A 16308-nucleotide genomic window follows, 5' to 3' on the forward strand; every position below is an offset into this window, starting at 1 on the left:
ATGAGTGCACAACGTGCCAACTGGAAAGGTCATATCAAGTTCGGCGAGGTGAGCTGCCCTGTCGCGCTCTACACAGCGGTTTCATCGTCGGACCGGATCAGCTTCAACATCCTCAATCGCAAGACCGGAAATCGCGTGCGCCGCGAGTTTGTGGACAGCGAGACAGGTGACCCCGTCGAGCACGACGACCAGGTGAAGGGCTACGAGACCGGCAGCGGCAAATACGTGGTGCTGGAACCCGAGGAAATCGCCGCCGCTATCCCCGAGAGCGACAAGACACTCGATATCGACGCGTTCATTCCATGCTCGGAAATCGACGACATCTATTTCGACAAGCCCTATTATCTCGCGCCCCAAAAGCTCGGCGAGGAAGCCTTTGCGCTTCTGCGCGACGGCATGAAGGAGGCGGGCGTCGCAGCGATCGCCAGCACCGTGCTTTTCCGGCGGTTGCGGACAGTGCTGATCCGTCCCCACGGCGACGGGCTGATCGGCACCACGCTCAATTTCGATTACGAGGTCCGCTCGACGGACAAGGCCTTCGAAGACGTGACAGAGGTCAAGATCGACAAGGAGATGCTCGAACTCGCCTCCCATATCATCGGCACCAAGAAGGGTAGCTACGACCCGACCAAGTCCGACGACCGGTATGAAGAAGCGCTGGCCGAACTGGTGAAGGCGAAGCTCGAGGGCAAGAAGATCCCGAAGCGGAAGGCCCCGACAGCCTCCAAACCATCCGATCTTCTGCAGGCCCTGCGTGAAAGCGCCGGCATGGGCGGCAAGTCCGGATCAACGGACAAGCCGAAGGCAAAGACCAAGGCGAGCGCCAAGCCGAAATCCGCCAACACCAACAAGACGCCGCGCAAGACTGCCAAATCCGCACCATCATCCTCGACAAGCACGCGCCGCAAGGCCGGTTAAGGGAAACGACAGCCATGGCGATACGTCCCTACTGGAAAGGCTATCTGAAGCTTTCGCTCGTCACCTGCTCCGTCGAGATGACACCGGCGACCTCGGAAAGCGAGAAGGTGCGCTTTCACACGCTCAACCGCGAAACCGGCAACCGGGTGCAGAGCCACTACGTGGATTCGGTGACCGGCAAGCCCGTGCGTGACGACGATGAAGTCAAAGGCTATCAGCGCGGCGAAGACGACTACGTGATGCTGGAAGACGAGGAGCTCGACAATGTCGCGCTCGAAAGCACCAAGACGATCGATATCTCGACCTTCACGCCGCGTTCCGAAATCGACTGGATCTGGCTCGATACGCCCTACTATCTGACGCCCAACGAAAAGGTCAGCGAAGAGGCATTCTCGGTGATCCGCGCCGCGATGGACAGCCAGGAGATGGTCGGCATCTCGCGACTGGTGCTCGGCCGGCGCGAGCGGGCCGTGATGATCGAGCCCCGCGGCAAGGGCATCGTGCTCTGGACGCTGCGCTTCGGCGACGAGGTGCGCGAAGCCAAGGACTATTTCGACGGACTGGACAAGGCGGAGCCCGAGAAAGAGACACTGCCGCTGATCCGCAAGCTGATCGAACAGCAGACCCGCCCCTGGGACGCGAAATTCGTGACCGATCCGGTGCAGGACAATCTGCTCGACATCATCAAGTCGAAAAAGAAACAACGCCGCCCGACACCGAAAAAGGCCGAAAAGGACGAGGCCGAGAAGCCGAGCAATGTCATCGACATCATGGATGCGCTGAAACGCTCGCTGGCGGCCGACAAGCGGAAAAGCAAGTAGGCTGGCGGCTTCTGGGGAACGGTGGCCTCAGGCTGCTGACAACCACTGAAGAAGCTACGGCTCAGGATGCAGGCGACACCTCGGTCGCGCAGGCCTTGAAAGTTCCCCAGCCGCGCGTTGCTTGACGAGAGCGACGCCCCACTTCCCTCATCCTCGCCCTTGTGGCGGGGATCCAGCGACACGACGTCTGTCGGGTCGAAGACTCTTGTCAGCTCAAGGACTTGAGCTGACTGGATCCACGCCACAAGGGCGAGGATGAGGGTAGTTTGGGACTAGGCTCACTTTTCCAATTGACTGTAGAGTTGTTCGATAACAGCATTGCCAGCTGCGTGAGTAGGCCGAACGCCGGCCTACTGTCCTCACCCCTCAGCCTCGAGCCTCAACCTTCTTCAATCGCTTGATCGCCTCTGCAAGCGGCCGCTCGGCGTCGCAATAGTCTTTCCACGCTTCGCTTTTCGCAATCAGCGCCGGCACCGTATGAATGGTGAAGCGCTGCGGGTCGAGGTCGGCTTTGACCTGGGTCCAGGTGAGCGGCATGGACACCGTCGCACCCTCGCGCGCACGCGGCGAAAGCGGCGCGACGGCCGTCGCCATGCGGTCGTTTCGCAGATAGTCGATGAAGATGCGGCCTTCACGCAGCTTCTTCGACATCTTGGTGAGATAGAGATCGGGATCGTCCTGCGCCATCAGGTTGGAAACCCGGTGCGCGAAATCCTTGGCTTCATCCCAGGTTAGTTCCTTGCGGCCGCCCGTCTTCAGCGGCACGACCACGTGCAGGCCCTTGCCGCCGGTCGTCTTGCAAAAGCTCATCAGCCCCAGTTCGTCGAGCCGATCGCGGATTTCTCGCGCCGCCTCGACCACCCTCGGGAAGGCGACATCGGGAGCCGGGTCGAGGTCGAAAACAAGCCGGCCCGGAACCTCGGGCTTGTTCGGCTGGCAGTTCCACGGGTGCAGCTCCAGCGATCCGACCTGCGCCAGCGCTGCCAGTCCCTCGATGCGATCGACCTGCAGATAGGCCTTCTTGTCGCCATGCACCTTGACCAGTTCCAGAAGGTTCGACGTGCCCTGCATGGCATGCCGCTGGAAAAACTGCTCGCCTCCGATCCCGTCCGGCGCGCGGATGACCGAGCAGGGCCGACCCTTGATGTGGTCGATCATCCAGCCCGCGACCGATTCGTAATAGCGGCCGAGATCCTCCTTGGTAACAGGCGTATCGCCGTTCTGCGCATCGCTTGGCCAGAGCGGCTTGTCGGGATTGGAGAGCATCACGCCCATCACTTCCGCCTTGCCGCCCCTGCCGCGCGGCACCTTCGTGGGTTTCGCGCCGCTGGCGGTCTTTTCCGCCTTTGGCTGCGGCGTCTCCTGATCCGGTGAAGCCGGCTTTTCCGCCTCAACTTCATCAGCCGGCTTGTCTTCGCGCAGGCCCTTGAATGCCGCCTGGCGCACCTGACCATCATTGGTCCAGCCCGCGAACTGGATCTCGGCAACCAGCTCCGGTTTCACCCAATGCATGTCCTTGGTCTTCTTCGGCGCTCCGATACCGGTAAACGGACTTTTCTCGGCTGAAAGTGGTTCGAGCTTGGACATCAGATCCGCAGCCCTGCCCGCACCAAAACCGGTTCCGACGCGTCCGACATAGACGAAATGGTTGTCGCGATAGACCCCGGCGAGAAGCGAGCGGAACTTGCCTTCGGTTGTCGCATAGCCGCCGATCACCACTTCGTGGCCGGCCCGGCACTTGGCCTTGACCCAGGTGTCGCTTCGCCCCGACCGGTACGGCGCGTCCGCCTGTTTCGAGACGATGCCTTCGAGCGAGAGACGGCAGGCGGAACGCAGAACCGCATCGCCACCGGTTTCGAAATGGTCGACATAGCGGATCCGGGCGCCCGCTTCCGCCTCGGCAATCAACTGCGAAAGTCTCGATTTGCGCTCATCGAGCGGCATGTCGCGCAGGTCTTGGCCCTCGTGGAAGAGGAGATCGAAGGCGAAATAGACGAGGTCGTCTGTCTTGTCCTCGGAAAGTGCCGCCTGCAGCGCTGCGAAATCCGGCGCACCGTCATGATCAAGCGCGCAGATCTCTCCGTCGATCACCGTATCCGGCAGAACTTCGGCATCCTCGGCAATCTGCGAAAACCGATCCGTCCAGTCGAGCCCCTTGCGGGTCCTCAAAATGGCCTTGCCATCCTGCACGCGCATCTGAACCCGATATCCATCGAACTTGATCTCATGCAGCCAGCCTTCTGCCGACGGTGGACGGTCGCGGATCTGGCAGAGCTGCGGTGCGATGAAATCCGGCATTTTTTCCGAGGCCGGTTTCGCCTTATCTGCGCTCTTGCCCTTATTTGCACCCTTGCCCTGGGTCTTGCCGAGCCGTTCGTCAGCCGCCAGTCCTTCGCTACTGTCCCACACCGCATCCGCATCGACCGCGCTGCTGGTCAGCATGAACGGCTTCGGCTTGCGCCCCTTGCCCGCAGCAATCGTCGCCATGTCGCGACCGGAAGCGACCGAGGTTTCGGCCTCCTTCAGAACCGCATCGCCGTCCTTGTCGACGGAATGATCGTCATGGTGTTTGATCAGCAGCCAGTTGGTGCGCTTGCCGCCATCGCGGTCCTTTTTCATCCGCACCAGCACGAAGCCGCCCTGCAGCCTCTCGCCATCCAGGATGAACTTGAAATCGCCCTTGGCCAGCGCCTTTTCGAGTGGAAGCGCGCCATCGACTTCCCAGTATCCCCGATCCCACAGCATGACCGTGCCGCCGCCATACTCGCCTTTCGGAATGGTCCCTTCGAAATCGCCGTAATCTAGAGGATGATCCTCGACCTCGACGGCGAGGCGCTTGTCCTGAGGATCGAGCGAGGGTCCACGGGTGACCGCCCAGGACGTGAACACGCCATCCATTTCCAGCCGCAGATCGTAATGCAGCCGCGTCGCATCGTGTTTCTGGATGACGAAGCGGCCACGCTTGGACGGCCGCACTTCGGCGGCGCCGCTCGGCTCCTTGGTCTTCTTGAAATCACGCTTGCTGCGGTAGGTTGAAAGAGTATCGGACATGGAACGCTCCCGGCACGGCTAGGGAGTCCGAATGTCCCACCGGCGCATTGGTTCCACAACGCACGGTGGATGGATCGAAGGCCCTCGTCTTGCTGGCTAACTCTCTTTTCGATACAAACGCACTCAAGGTTCGAGCCCAAGGAAAACGCCACCATGAGCATCCAGCAGAAGCCGGTCTTCACGGCCGACGACGTGGCGCGGGCAGAGAGCTACAAGGCCCGCGATTATCCTGACAATGTCGATCCCAAGGTGGAAGACCTCGTCCGCCAGATGATCTCGGGCTTCGCCGACAAGTGGACGGTGGTCATCCTCGATACGCTGTGGGACGAAGGTGTTTTAAGGTTTTCCGACCTCGCCCGCCGCGTTACCGGCATCAGCCAGAAAATGCTGACCCAGACGCTCCGGCGCATGGAACGCGACGGTCTGGTCATCCGCAAGACCTATGCCTGCGTGCCGCCCAAGGTGGAATACAGCCTCTCTCCGCTTGGCCTGACGCTCGGAGCTGCCTTCTGCAATGTGTGGATCTGGGCGGTCGAGAACCACGATGCGGTGGCAAAGGCGAGAACGGCTTTCGACGACGAAGACTGAGGGCGCCGGCGATACCGGCGCCCTCGGATCGTGCAGCCGTCAGCTCGGGTTGATCATCGCAAACACCTGGTCGAAATTGCCGGTGGCTTCGGCCGTGCGCTGCCGCATCACCCGCTGAACCATCACTTCCGACGGCGTCGGATCGGCGCAGAGCAGACCGACGGATTCGGAGACGAAATCGGCAAGCGGCATGGCTGTCGCGAACTTCGACTGGCCGGGCGTCAGCTCCGTTGCCACCTGTGGCGGGGCAAGCTCCACCACGGCGATCTTGGTGCTGCGCAATTCGTGCCGCAGGCTCATCGTCCAGGAATGGATGGCCGCCTTGGTGGCGCTGTAGGTCATGGAATCGGTGCGCGGTACAAAGGCAAGGCCGGAGGAGACGGTGACGATCGCAGCTTCCGGCTTCTGGCGCAGATGCGGAAGCAGTGCCGAGGTCAGCCAGATCGGCGCGAGAAGGTTCGTAGTGATCGTCCGCTCGGCCACATCGACGTCGTAGACGTCTGCGAGCACGTTCTCACGCTCCATGATGCCGGCATTGTGGATGACGACGGTGAGATCCGGATGATCCATGACCACCGAAGCGGCAAACTCGTTCAGGCCGTCCTTGTCGGTGACATCGAGCTGGTATCCGGAAAGCGCCGGATTGTCCTTCAGCGTCTCATTCAGACTCGCCTCGTTGCGCCCCGTAACGATCACCTTCGCGCCGCGTTCGGAAAGGGCGATGGCGAGACCGCGGCCGATGCCGGAATTGCCGCCGGTGATCAGGATTGTTGCTTTCGTGAAATCCATTTGCATTCTCCAATGCTGCTGATGCGCTTCAATATCATCCATAGTAACTTTTAGTAAGAAGGCACCTTTTCGTAAGAAATGGGAAATCGGATGGGGCCATCACGGCAATGTGCCGCACACGCCCTGCCTGACAAGGGGCACACGGTTTACAGGATGGCCGGTTCTGATTTACAGCTGCGCCCGAAATCTCGTCGGGAATACAAGGATACGCCGATGGCGCTGACAGCTTCCACCACCCATGCCCGCAAAGGCCTCGGCCATGCGGTCATCGTCACGCTCGGCATGGCGGCAACCGTCGGCACAGCGCTCGGTTTCCAGTATCTCGGCGGCTATATTCCCTGTGCGATGTGCCTGCTGCAGCGCGAACCCTATTACTATGCAATTCCGGTCGGCATTCTTGCCATGGGTGCCCTGGCATTCGGCATGCCCGCCTGGATCGGCCGCACGCTTCTGATCCTCGTCGGTCTGATGATGCTGGTTGGCGCCGGCATGGGCGTCTATCACGCGGGCGTCGAATGGGCCTTATGGGAAGGTCCCGCAAGCTGCGGCGGCGGCGCGGGCGTCACCACCAATGCCGGCAGCCTTCTCTCCGACCTCAACACGGTGCACGGTCCGTCCTGCACGGAAGCGGCACTCCGCGTGCTCGGTCTGTCCTTTGCAGGCTGGAACGTGATCGCCAGCGTCATCCTCGCGGCCATCGCCCTCATCGGCGTCAAGAAAGCCGCGTGAGCCGTAACCCTTACGGCTGCAGCTCGGAATCCCAGTAGAGATAGTCCATCCAGCTTTCGTGCAGATAGTTGGGCGGAAACAGCCGGCCGTTGTTATGCAGGTCCTGCACGGTCGGCGCATAGGGCTTCTGGTGCGGGAACATGCCCGCCTGCTTGGGAAGCTTGCTGCCCTTGCGCAAATTGCAGGGCGAACACGCCGCCACAACGTTCTGCCAGGTCGTTTCGCCGCCATGGGCCCGCGGGATGACGTGGTCGAAGGTCAGATCGTCGTGATCGCCGCAATACTGGCACTCGAACTTGTCGCGCAGGAACACGTTGAAGCGCGTGAAGGCGGGATTGCGGGTCGGCTGGATATAGGTCTTCAGGCTGACGACGCTCGGCAGTTTCATCGAGAAGCTGGGCGAACATACCGAATGATCGTATTCGGCAATGATGTTCACACGGTCGAGGAAAACCGCCTTGATCGCGTCCTGCCAGGACCACAACGACAAGGGATAATAGCTCAGTGGCCGATAGTCAGCGTTCAACACGAGCGCCGGTAAGGCCTGCGGGGAGACTGCAATCGTCAAATGACGCTCCTAACGGATTCGGCATCTATCTCCTCTATATTAGGACCGTTGTTACAGGATTGTGAAGCCCTTTAAATACAGGCAGCTCCGTCACCCAAACTTCACAAAATCGGAGAGACGTCGCGCTTCGTCCTGACCCCGTAATAGGACCAGAAAAGCCTCGTCGCGACCGAGCGCCAGGGACGCCAGATGAGCGCGATGGCGGCGAGCTGCTTTTCTGTCGGGCGCGCTTCCATGCCAAGCCCGTCGGCAACCGCTGCCTGCAGCGCCACGTCTCCAGCGGGGAAGAAATCCGCATGGCCCGCGGAAAACATCATGTAGCACTCTGCCGTCCAGGGACCGATACCGGGCAGTGCGATCAGCTGCCGTGTCGCCTCGGACGCCTCCAAGCCTCCGATTGCATCGAGGTCGAAGCCCTTCTCCGCAATCGCCGTCGCAAGATGCATCAGCGTCGCAGCCTTGGCCCGCGATAGACCGAAGCTCGCCACCACCTCGGGATCAAGCGCTGCAAAAGCTTCAGCTTCGGTGGCACCAACAGCTGCCATGCGCTTCCAGATCGCGTCGGCGCTCGCCCGCGAAACCACTTGCGAGACGATGATGGAGGCAAGGCCGGCAAAACCCGGTTCGATCAGCCGCAGTGGCAGCTCGCCGGACATCTCGATGATGGGGGCAAGGCGCGGATCGGCGATCACCAGTTCGGCGAGCCCCTCATTGATATCCGATCGGTCGCGGATGATCCGCACGGTTTTCTCCATGGTTGCGCATCACAAATCATGGCACAAGGAGGCATGCCAGCCGCCCAAATCGCCACCAATCCTGATAGACCAATCCTGCGTTTCGCGCCAAGCCCGAACGGACTGCTGCATCTCGGCCATGCGCTTTCGGCCATCCTCAACCACGACATGGCCCGGGACATGAATGGCCGCTTCATGCTGCGGATCGAGGATATCGATCTTGCCCGTTGCACGCCTGACTACGAGGACGCCATCTACCGCGACCTTCACTGGCTTGGCCTTTCCTGGGAAGAACCGCCGCGCCGCCAGTCCGAGCATTTCGAGACCTACCGCCAGGCACTTGCTGAATTGATGGAGATGGGGCTCGTCTATCCGGCCTTCATGACGCGCGGCGAGGTGAAGGCAAGGGTCGCAGATTTCGAGGGCGATGGCGCGACATGGCCGCGCGACCCGGATGGGTCACCGCTCTATCCTGATCATGACCGGTACCTGAGCGAGACCGAGCGAAAGACGCTGATCGAAAGCGGCCTCCGCCACAGCTGGCGGCTCGACATGGACAAGGCGCTGGCGAGAGTTTCGGACGCTTTGACATGGCGGGAGATAAGCGACGGCGCCGAAAAGCTCGTTCCGGCCGATCCGGCAGCCTGGGGCGATGTCGTCCTGTCGCGCTCCGATGCTCCGTCGAGCTACCATCTCTCCGTCACCGTCGACGACGCGGCGCAGGGCATTACCCACGTGGTGCGCGGCATGGATCTCTATCACGCAACCTCGGTTCACAGGCTTCTGCAGGAACTGCTCGGCCTGCCGCAGCCGATCTACCACCATCATCGGCTGATCCTTGGCACAGACGGGCGAAAACTGTCGAAAAGCGAGGGATCAACCGGGCTTGCGGCCCTGCGCGACGCGGGTCTCAGCCCGCTCAACATTTGCGGCCTCCTCGGCCTTAAGGGCTAGAGCCGAAGCATCGCCCCGGCGGCGACGCTCTTTCCGGACGCGGGAGAAGACCGAATAGATCCGGTACTTCATCAACGCCGCATTGAACTCGGCGCCGAGCATGAAGATCACGCCCACCATATAAAGGAAGATCAGCACGATCATGATCGACGCCAGACCCGCATAGGTCGCTGCGTAATTGGCGAAGGTCGAAAGATAGGCCGCGAAACCGAAGCCGAAGCATGTCCACAAAAGCACCGTCAGCGCCACACCCGGCATGATGTCGATCAGCCGGCGATCTCCAGCCGGAAGGTATTTGTGCGACCCGAGCAGGCCGATCATCAGGAGAAATGCCGTGCCGACGAGACCCCAGTTGGCGGCCGCGTTGAGATCGCTGATCAGCCACGGAAAACGGGTCTGGGCAAACCGCGATGCGACGGGCACCGCCAGCAGAAGAATGCTGATGACCGCAAAGATCACCACCGCCAGGATGACGTAACCCAAACTAGCAAGACGCGTCACATACCAGGGCCGCGTTTCGGTAACACGGTAGGCGCGGTTGAGCGAGATGCGCAGCGCCTCGACGCCGTTCGACGCAAAGTATGCAGCGGCCAGCACCGACACGGTCAGCAACCCGCCGCGCGGAATTTCCAGCACCCGCTGCAGTTCAGACGCGATCGGATCGGCGACATCGGCCGGCCATGTATCGAACAGGAGATGTACAGTCGTCTGCGAAAACCCGCCTGCACCGAGAAAGCCGGCAAGTGCCGTGCCGAAGATCAGGAATGGGAACAGCGCCAGTAGCCCCGACAGCGCAACGTGGCTCGCCATCGCCCACCCATCATCCTCCGAGAAATGCCAATAGGCATCCCAAAGCACCTTGAACGCCAGTCTCGGCCACCTGACCGGGGAGTTTTCTTCCAAAGACGACATCTCCCTAGGAGCTTAAGTGCAGGATCAGTTGAGGCTTGTGGCGAAATATGGAAGGTAGGCGGCAACTTGTACAGAGAGACCTTAACGGTATGCAATCGGCATGACAGACGGAAGAACGATTATCGTGACAGGCTGTTCCTCAGGGATCGGCGCTCATTGTGTGCGCGCGCTGAAATCCGAGGGATGGCGGGTGTTCGCGACCGTGCGCAAAGAAGCCGATCTGGCAGTGCTGGATGAGGACGGCATCGAAGCCCTGCTGATGGACTACACCAAGCCTGAGACGATCGAGGCTCTCGTCGACACCGTTCTCGCGCGCACCGGCGGCCGCATAGACGCGCTCTTCAACAATGGCGCCTATGGTCAGCCCGGCGCTGTCGAAGACCTTTCGACCGACGTGCTGCGTCTCCAGTTCGAGACCAATCTGTTCGGCTGGCATGACCTGACAACCCGCATCATCCCCGTGATGCGGAGACAGGGCCATGGACGCATCGTCAACTGCTCCTCGATTCTCGGCATCGTTCCCTACCGCTACCGCGGCGCCTACACGGCCTCGAAATTCGCGCTGGAAGGTCTGACCGTGACGATGCGGATGGAGCTGCACGGAAGCGGCATCCATGTGAGCCTGATCGAGCCCGGACCGATCGACACGCAGTTCACGGCCAACGCGCTCGCCAAGGTCAAAGAGAATATCGACCTGGTCAATTCGCCGCATGCCGAACAATACAAGCGGCAATTGCAGCGGCTGGACGGGAGCGGGCCGGTCAACCGCCACAAGCTGGGTCCGGACGCCGTTCACACGGTACTGAAGCATGCCTTGACCGCCGACAACCCGAAGCCACATTATCTGGTGACGAAGCCGGCCAAGCAGGGCGCGTTTCTGAAACGTATCCTGCCGGCAGCGCTCTTCTACAAATTGATGCAACGGATCGACTGATCGCCCGCAAGCGGAAAGCAAAATCTCGATGGCCACCTTTACCACCGTTCTGACCGTGATCGTCATCGGCCTGGTCGTGCTCGTGCTGATCAAGGGCCTGTTCAACATGGTGAAGGGCACCGATGCCAACCGGTCGAACAAGCTGATGCAGTTGCGTCTGCTGCTCCAGGCCGTGGCCGTCATCCTCATCATGTTCACGCTCTGGCTGACCGGCGGCGGCCGGCCGAGCTAGAGAAATGCCGAACTAAGGAATTACAGTCTTCATGGTCAAGCTCAACAAGATCTACACGCGCACCGGCGACGACGGGACGACAGCACTGGTATCCGGCCCGCGGCGCGACAAGCACGACATCAGGGTCGAGGCCTATGGCACGGTCGACGAGGTCAACTCGACAATCGGCATGGCAAGGCTTCATACGGCCGGCATGGGCGAGGTCGACCAGATGCTGTTTCGCATCCAGAACGACCTGTTCGATCTCGGTGCCGATCTTGCAACGCCAGATACCGGCGAAAAGCCCGAATACGAGCCTCTGCGGATCATCGAAGCGCAGGCGACACGTCTCGAAACCGAAATCGACACGCTGAACGCCGATCTCGAACCGCTGAAATCCTTCGTCCTGCCCGGTGGTTCGCCGGCTTCCGCCTATCTGCATCTCGCCCGCACCGTATCGCGGCGTGCCGAACGGCTGATGGTCGAGCTTTCGAGGCATGAGGCGATCGGCCCGGCAGCGCTCAAATACATCAACCGCCTGTCGGATTTCCTGTTTGTCGCCGCCCGCGTCGCAAACGAGAATGGCAGGACCGACATTCTGTGGGTACCCGGCAAGAACCGGTAGGCAAAAACGCGACCAAGGCGCGACGGACGGGAGGAGAGGAAGCGACGCATGTTCATTCCGCTGCATGATGCCGTCGCGCTGAAATACATCCGTGTGCAGTGGGTGACGATCTCGCTGATCGCCGCCAACATACTCATGTGGGTGTTCACCACGCTTGCTCCGTCGGAAACGACGGAGATCGCCTCGCTCGGTCTCGGCTTCATTCCGGCGATCATCTTCGACTATGCGGTGCTCGATCCCTCGGCCGTGCTGGTCCCGGAAGACGCGACCTTCGTCACCTACGCCTTCCTGCATCTGGATTTCTGGCACCTTGCATCGAACATGCTATTTCTCTGGGTGTTCGGCGACAATGTCGAGGACGCTCTGGGGCATGTGCGCTTCCTGATATTCTACCTGCTTTGTGCCGCAGCCGGCGCGCTGGTGCACGGCCTCGTCGGCCCGATGTCCGAGGGGCCGCTGATCGGCGCATCGGGCGCCATCTCCGGTGTCGTCGCCGCCTATTTCCTTTTGCATCCGCGCGTTCGCGTATGGGTGCTGGTGCTGTTTCGAATTCCGCTGCCGCTGCCGGCCTTCATTCCGCTGACGCTGTGGATCGTTCAGCAATTCGTGATGCTTTGGCTCGAAGCCGATAGTGCGGTGTCCTGGGGCGCGCATGTCGGCGGAATTCTGGCGGGCGCCGCACTCGTCATCGTGATGCGGCGCCGGGGCGTTCCCCTGTTCGACCGCGAGATCGTCACGCCGAAGGCCGTGCTGCACAAGCAGAGCATATCGCAAGAGACGCGACCGGCCGAATAGGCCTATGAGAAAACCGCAACCCAGATGGGATAATCCACGTTGTCATCAGGGCAAAAATGGGTATCCATGTCGCCCACTGACAAATGGATAAGCCGCAAATGTCGCAATCTGCGGCTGGAGAAAAGTCAAGGAAGGACCCCATGAAGATCCTGGTGCCTGTAAAGCGCGTCGTCGACTACAACGTGAAGATCCGCGTCAAGCCGGATGGATCCGGTGTCGAGCTTGCCAACGTCAAGATGTCGATGAACCCGTTCGACGAGATTTCCGTCGAGGAAGCCCTGCGCCTGAAAGAGGCCGGCAAGGCCGAGGAAGTGATCGTCGTATCGATCGGTCCGGCAAAGGCTGAAGAAACGCTGCGCACGGCGCTTGCGATGGGCGCCGATCGGGCGATCCTGATCGAGACCGACGAAACGGTCGAACCGCTTGCCGTTGCGAAGCTGCTGAAGGGCGTCGTCGACGCCGAACAGCCGGGCCTGATCATCGTCGGCAAGCAGGCGATCGACGACGATTCCAACCAGACCGGCCAGATGCTGGCGGCATTGCTCGGAACCGGCCAGGCAACCTTTGCCTCGAAGATCGAGCTTTCCGCCGACAAGGCTGTGGTCACCCGCGAAGTCGATGGCGGCCTGCAGACTGTCGAGGTCAAGCTTCCAGCCGTCGTCACCACCGACCTGCGCCTGAACGAGCCGCGCTACGCCTCCTTGCCGAACATCATGAAGGCGAAGAAGAAGCCGCTCGACAAGAAGACGGCAGCCGATTTCGGCGTCGATATCGCCCCTCGCCTCAAGGTTCTGAAGACCGAGGAGCCGGGCGGCCGCAAGGCAGGTATCAAGGTAAAGTCTGTCGAGGAACTGGTCGGCGCCTTGAAGACCGCCGGTGTGATCTGATTTTAGGGAGATAAACTCATGGCCATTCTTCTTCTGGCAGAACACGACAATGCCAGCCTCAACGACCAGACCGCCAAGGCGCTGACGGCAGCTTCGCAAATCGGTGGCGACGTCCACGTTCTGGTCGCCGGTTCGGGCGCGCAGGCCGCGGCAGACGCGGCTGCAAAACTCTCCGGCGTCTCGAAGGTCCTGCTTGCAGACGACGCAAGCCTTGCCAACAGCCTTGCCGAACCGCTTGCAGCACTTATCGTGTCGCTGGCCGGCTCCTACGACGTCATCATGTCCTCGGCGACAGCGTCCGCCAAGAACGTCATGCCGCGCGTCGCAGCGCTGCTCGATGTGGCGCAGGTCTCCGAAATCATCGAGGTGATTTCGCCTGATACGTTCCGTCGCCCGATCTATGCCGGCAACGCCATCCAGACCGTCCAGGCAACCGATGCCAAGAAGGTGATCACCGTGCGCACGGCATCCTTCGCGGCAGCGGACGAAGGTGGTTCTGCTTCCGTGGAAACCGTGGCAGCCGCAGCAAACCCTGACGTCTCGTCCTTCGTATCCGATGCACTCGCCTCCTCGGACCGTCCCGAACTCGCATCCGCCAAGATCATCATCTCCGGTGGCCGTGCACTCGGTTCGTCCGAGAAGTTCCAGGAAGTCATCCTGCCCGTCGCCGACAAGCTGGGTGCGGCCGTTGGCGCTTCGCGCGCAGCGGTCGACGCAGGCTATGCTCCGAACGACTGGCAGGTCGGCCAGACCGGCAAGGTGGTTGCACCGCAGCTCTACATCGCTGTCGGCATTTCCGGAGCCATCCAGCATCTGGCCGGCATGAAGGATTCCAAGGTCATCGTTGCGATCAACAAGGACGAGGAGGCCCCGATCTTCCAGGTGGCCGACTACGGTCTCGTCGGTGATCTCTTCGAGATCCTGCCGCAGCTCGAAAAGGCCCTGTGAGGCCGACCGGCTTTTTCGCACCGCAGTTCGGCGACGCGAAAATGCTGGCAAAAAACACGCTAGCAGACTAGAAAAATGCCGGGCTGTCTCACGCAACCCGGCATTTTGCTGTGAGACGCCGTACGGTTATGATGAATGCGAGACGCGGGCGAAAACCGCACCCAGGGAGCGAGTGAGATCATGAAGAATATCGGCGTCATCGGCGCAGGCCAGATGGGCTGCGGAATTGCACATGTTTCGGCGCTCGCCGGCTATCACGTGCATATCTATGATCTCTCCAAGGACCGGATCGAAGGCGCACTTGCAACCATCAACGGCAACCTCGCCCGCCAGGTTTCCAGCAACAAGCTTTCCGACGAGGATCGCAACTCAGCGCTTTCGCGCATCACCGGCTCCGCCGATGTCAACGACCTCGCACCGATGGACATGGTCATCGAAGCCGCGACCGAAGACGAAAGCGTCAAGCGCAAGATCTATGCGCAGGTCTGTCCGGTTCTCAAACCCGAGGCGCTTCTCGCCACCAACACCTCGTCGCTGTCCATTACCAGGCTTGCCGCCGCGACCGACCGGCCCGAGCGCTTCATGGGTATCCATTTCATGAACCCGGTGCCGCTGATGAAGCTGGTGGAACTGGTGCGCGGCATCGCCACCGACGAGCCGACCTTCCGGGCCGCCAAGGAATACGTGGTCGCCCTAGAAAAGACCGCGACCGTTGCCGAGGATTTCCCCGCCTTCATCGTCAACCGCATCCTGCTGCCGATGATCAACGAGGCGATCTATACTCTGTACGAAGGCGTCGGCTCGGTCGAGGCGATCGATACGGCGATGAGGCTTGGCGCCAACCACCCGATGGGACCGTTGCAGCTTGCCGATTTTATCGGCCTCGATACCTGCCTGTCGATCATGCAGGTGCTGCATGACGGCCTCGCCGACAGCAAATACCGCCCCTGCCCGCTTCTCGTGAAATACGTCGAAGCCGGCTGGCTCGGCCGCAAATCCGGCCGCGGCTTCTACGACTATCGCGGCGAGGTTCCAGTGCCTACGCGGTAAGGATCAGCCTTGTGGCGGTTCGCTCCTCACCCGCTTGACTGGACGCTAGAAGGGGTCGACTGAGGTGAAGGGCAACACCTTCATCCGCAGCCCTCAAGCGCCCTTGGCGGCCGTCACCAGCGCCTTCGCATCGTCGCTGTCCCATGCGGCGGGGCCGTTCATGGCGCCAATCAGGCAGCCCTTCTTGTCGAGGATCAGCGTTGCCGGGAGGCCGAAGGCGAGGCCTTCCTTTTTCAGGGCGTTGAATGTGCCCATCGAACTGTCGCGGTAGAAGCCGAGCTTGTCGATCTTGTACTTTTCAAGAAAAGTTTTCGGCTTCTCGTCGCTGCCGGTATCGATGTTGATGGCGACGACCTCGAAGTCAGTGCCACCCATCGCCGCCTGCAACCCGTTCAGCGCCGGCATCTCTTCGCGGCAGGGCACGCACCAGGTGGCCCAGAGGTTAAGCAGCACCGTTTTGCCGGCGAGATCGGCCGTCGTCATGTCCTGCCCAGCCGGTCCCTTGAAGGACAGGGAGAGCGGACGCGGCGGCTGCGCCTCGACCATGGCGGCAACCTGGCCCTTGGAGAAGACACCAACGGACTTCGCCAGTTCGGCCGAGCCCTCGCATTGCCCGGCTGACGCGGACATTGCGGCCTGCGAACCCCCATCCGAACCCCCATCCAAACCATTGCCAGACCCCATGTTCGTCACGTATACGGCGACAGTGCCGGCGACGATCCCGAGGACGGCGGCAATCAGGATCAATCGGACAGACGGAAGGCCAAGCGGTCTTTTGGACGTCATCAACTACT

The 16308-nt window shown here is 61.1% G+C and carries 18 protein-coding genes; 12 read left to right on the top strand and 6 right to left on the bottom strand.

Annotation, left to right across the window (positions count from 1 at the left end; genetic code table 11):
• Both G6K99_RS15575 and G6K99_RS15580 read left to right on the top strand, forming a co-directional pair.
• Positions 1-918: a Ku protein gene (locus G6K99_RS15575; protein WP_174197093.1), complete on the top strand. Its 918-nt coding sequence runs from the start codon at positions 1-3 to the stop codon at positions 916-918.
• 14 nt (positions 919-932) lie between these two features.
• On the top strand, positions 933-1739 hold the full coding sequence (locus tag G6K99_RS15580; protein ID WP_174197094.1) for a Ku protein: 807 nt from the start codon (positions 933-935) through the stop codon (positions 1737-1739).
• A 366-nt stretch (positions 1740-2105) separates the two neighbouring features.
• On the opposite strand, the gene ligD is transcribed toward G6K99_RS15580, so the two are convergent.
• The gene (ligD, locus tag G6K99_RS15585) at positions 2106-4790 is read right to left on the bottom strand and encodes a DNA ligase D (RefSeq protein ID WP_174197095.1); all 2685 of its coding nucleotides are present in this window, start codon (positions 4788-4790) and stop codon (positions 2106-2108) included.
• A gap of 153 nt (positions 4791-4943) precedes the next feature.
• On the opposite strand from ligD, the gene G6K99_RS15590 reads away from it, so the two are divergent.
• Positions 4944-5378 carry a helix-turn-helix domain-containing protein gene (locus G6K99_RS15590; RefSeq protein WP_113111803.1) on the top strand — a complete coding sequence of 145 codons (435 nt, stop codon included), beginning with the start codon at positions 4944-4946 and terminating at the stop codon, positions 5376-5378.
• A 39-nt stretch (positions 5379-5417) separates the two neighbouring features.
• Here the strand turns inward: G6K99_RS15590 and G6K99_RS15595 are convergent, their stop codons facing one another.
• Positions 5418-6167, bottom strand: a complete 750-nt coding sequence (locus G6K99_RS15595) for an SDR family oxidoreductase (protein WP_174197096.1) — start codon at positions 6165-6167, stop codon at positions 5418-5420.
• A 219-nt stretch (positions 6168-6386) separates the two neighbouring features.
• Between G6K99_RS15595 and G6K99_RS15600 the strand changes: the two genes are divergently transcribed.
• Entirely contained in the window at positions 6387-6896 is a 510-nt protein-coding gene (locus G6K99_RS15600) for a disulfide bond formation protein B (protein WP_092660953.1), read from the top strand.
• A gap of 10 nt (positions 6897-6906) precedes the next feature.
• On the opposite strand, the gene G6K99_RS15605 is transcribed toward G6K99_RS15600, so the two are convergent.
• Positions 6907-7464 carry an HNH endonuclease gene (locus tag G6K99_RS15605; RefSeq protein ID WP_062461688.1) on the bottom strand — a complete coding sequence of 186 codons (558 nt, stop codon included), beginning with the start codon at positions 7462-7464 and terminating at the stop codon, positions 6907-6909.
• 101 nt (positions 7465-7565) lie between these two features.
• Entirely contained in the window at positions 7566-8219 is a 654-nt protein-coding gene (locus tag G6K99_RS15610; RefSeq protein WP_174197097.1) for a DNA-3-methyladenine glycosylase, read from the bottom strand.
• A 33-nt stretch (positions 8220-8252) separates the two neighbouring features.
• On the opposite strand from G6K99_RS15610, the gene gluQRS reads away from it, so the two are divergent.
• Positions 8253-9152, top strand: a complete 900-nt coding sequence (gene gluQRS / locus G6K99_RS15615) for a tRNA glutamyl-Q(34) synthetase GluQRS (protein ID WP_174197098.1) — start codon at positions 8253-8255, stop codon at positions 9150-9152.
• Here gluQRS and G6K99_RS15620 read toward each other — a convergent pair.
• The gene (locus G6K99_RS15620) at positions 9075-10055 is read right to left on the bottom strand and encodes a YihY/virulence factor BrkB family protein (RefSeq protein WP_244476240.1); all 981 of its coding nucleotides are present in this window, start codon (positions 10053-10055) and stop codon (positions 9075-9077) included. The two genes, gluQRS and G6K99_RS15620, sit on opposite strands and share 78 nt — an antisense overlap.
• 109 nt (positions 10056-10164) lie before the next feature.
• Here G6K99_RS15620 and G6K99_RS15625 point away from each other — a divergent pair, with 109 nt between their 5' ends.
• The 7 genes from G6K99_RS15625 to G6K99_RS15655 all read left to right on the top strand — a co-directional run bounded on the left by G6K99_RS15625 (position 10165) and on the right by G6K99_RS15655 (position 15514).
• On the top strand, positions 10165-10998 hold the full coding sequence (locus tag G6K99_RS15625) for an SDR family oxidoreductase (protein ID WP_174197099.1): 834 nt from the start codon (positions 10165-10167) through the stop codon (positions 10996-10998).
• Positions 10999-11026: 28 nt separating this feature from the next.
• Positions 11027-11230, top strand: a complete 204-nt coding sequence (locus tag G6K99_RS15630) for a twin transmembrane helix small protein (protein ID WP_062461700.1) — start codon at positions 11027-11029, stop codon at positions 11228-11230.
• A 31-nt stretch (positions 11231-11261) separates the two neighbouring features.
• Positions 11262-11834 (top strand): cob(I)yrinic acid a,c-diamide adenosyltransferase, encoded by a 573-nt coding sequence (locus G6K99_RS15635; RefSeq protein WP_062461703.1) that lies wholly within the window; start codon positions 11262-11264, stop codon positions 11832-11834.
• Between the two features lie 48 nt (positions 11835-11882).
• Entirely contained in the window at positions 11883-12629 is a 747-nt protein-coding gene (locus G6K99_RS15640) for a rhomboid family intramembrane serine protease (RefSeq protein WP_174197100.1), read from the top strand.
• A 140-nt stretch (positions 12630-12769) separates the two neighbouring features.
• Positions 12770-13516 carry an electron transfer flavoprotein subunit beta/FixA family protein gene (locus G6K99_RS15645; protein WP_062461709.1) on the top strand — a complete coding sequence of 249 codons (747 nt, stop codon included), beginning with the start codon at positions 12770-12772 and terminating at the stop codon, positions 13514-13516.
• An 18-nt stretch (positions 13517-13534) separates the two neighbouring features.
• Positions 13535-14464 (top strand): electron transfer flavoprotein subunit alpha/FixB family protein, encoded by a 930-nt coding sequence (locus G6K99_RS15650; protein WP_174197101.1) that lies wholly within the window; start codon positions 13535-13537, stop codon positions 14462-14464.
• Positions 14465-14644: 180 nt separating this feature from the next.
• Complete coding sequence (locus G6K99_RS15655; RefSeq protein ID WP_082476452.1) at positions 14645-15514, top strand: 3-hydroxybutyryl-CoA dehydrogenase; 870 nt, start codon at positions 14645-14647, stop codon at positions 15512-15514.
• A gap of 93 nt (positions 15515-15607) precedes the next feature.
• On the opposite strand, the gene G6K99_RS15660 is transcribed toward G6K99_RS15655, so the two are convergent.
• Positions 15608-16300 (bottom strand): TlpA disulfide reductase family protein, encoded by a 693-nt coding sequence (locus G6K99_RS15660; RefSeq protein WP_174197102.1) that lies wholly within the window; start codon positions 16298-16300, stop codon positions 15608-15610.
• Positions 16301-16308 lie beyond the last annotated feature (8 nt).

The sequence above is a fragment of the Neorhizobium sp. AL 9.2.2 genome (assembly GCF_013317225.1).
Taxonomy (GTDB): Bacteria; Pseudomonadota; Alphaproteobacteria; order Rhizobiales; family Rhizobiaceae; genus Neorhizobium; species Neorhizobium soli.

Coding starts and splice junctions, on each gene's coding strand:
- G6K99_RS15590 (WP_113111803.1), top strand. CDS start 4,944: ATGAGCATCCAGCAGAAGCCGGTCTTCACGGCCGACGACGTGGCGCGG.
- ligD (WP_174197095.1), bottom strand. CDS start 4,790: ATGTCCGATACTCTTTCAACCTACCGCAGCAAGCGTGATTTCAAGAAG.
- G6K99_RS15625 (WP_174197099.1), top strand. CDS start 10,165: ATGACAGACGGAAGAACGATTATCGTGACAGGCTGTTCCTCAGGGATC.
- gluQRS (WP_174197098.1), top strand. CDS start 8,253: ATGCCAGCCGCCCAAATCGCCACCAATCCTGATAGACCAATCCTGCGT.
- G6K99_RS15660 (WP_174197102.1), bottom strand. CDS start 16,300: ATGACGTCCAAAAGACCGCTTGGCCTTCCGTCTGTCCGATTGATCCTG.
- G6K99_RS15650 (WP_174197101.1), top strand. CDS start 13,535: ATGGCCATTCTTCTTCTGGCAGAACACGACAATGCCAGCCTCAACGAC.
- G6K99_RS15640 (WP_174197100.1), top strand. CDS start 11,883: ATGTTCATTCCGCTGCATGATGCCGTCGCGCTGAAATACATCCGTGTG.
- G6K99_RS15575 (WP_174197093.1), top strand. CDS start 1: ATGAGTGCACAACGTGCCAACTGGAAAGGTCATATCAAGTTCGGCGAG.
- G6K99_RS15630 (WP_062461700.1), top strand. CDS start 11,027: ATGGCCACCTTTACCACCGTTCTGACCGTGATCGTCATCGGCCTGGTC.
- G6K99_RS15610 (WP_174197097.1), bottom strand. CDS start 8,219: ATGGAGAAAACCGTGCGGATCATCCGCGACCGATCGGATATCAATGAG.
- G6K99_RS15635 (WP_062461703.1), top strand. CDS start 11,262: ATGGTCAAGCTCAACAAGATCTACACGCGCACCGGCGACGACGGGACG.
- G6K99_RS15595 (WP_174197096.1), bottom strand. CDS start 6,167: ATGGATTTCACGAAAGCAACAATCCTGATCACCGGCGGCAATTCCGGC.
- G6K99_RS15580 (WP_174197094.1), top strand. CDS start 933: ATGGCGATACGTCCCTACTGGAAAGGCTATCTGAAGCTTTCGCTCGTC.
- G6K99_RS15645 (WP_062461709.1), top strand. CDS start 12,770: ATGAAGATCCTGGTGCCTGTAAAGCGCGTCGTCGACTACAACGTGAAG.
- G6K99_RS15655 (WP_082476452.1), top strand. CDS start 14,645: ATGAAGAATATCGGCGTCATCGGCGCAGGCCAGATGGGCTGCGGAATT.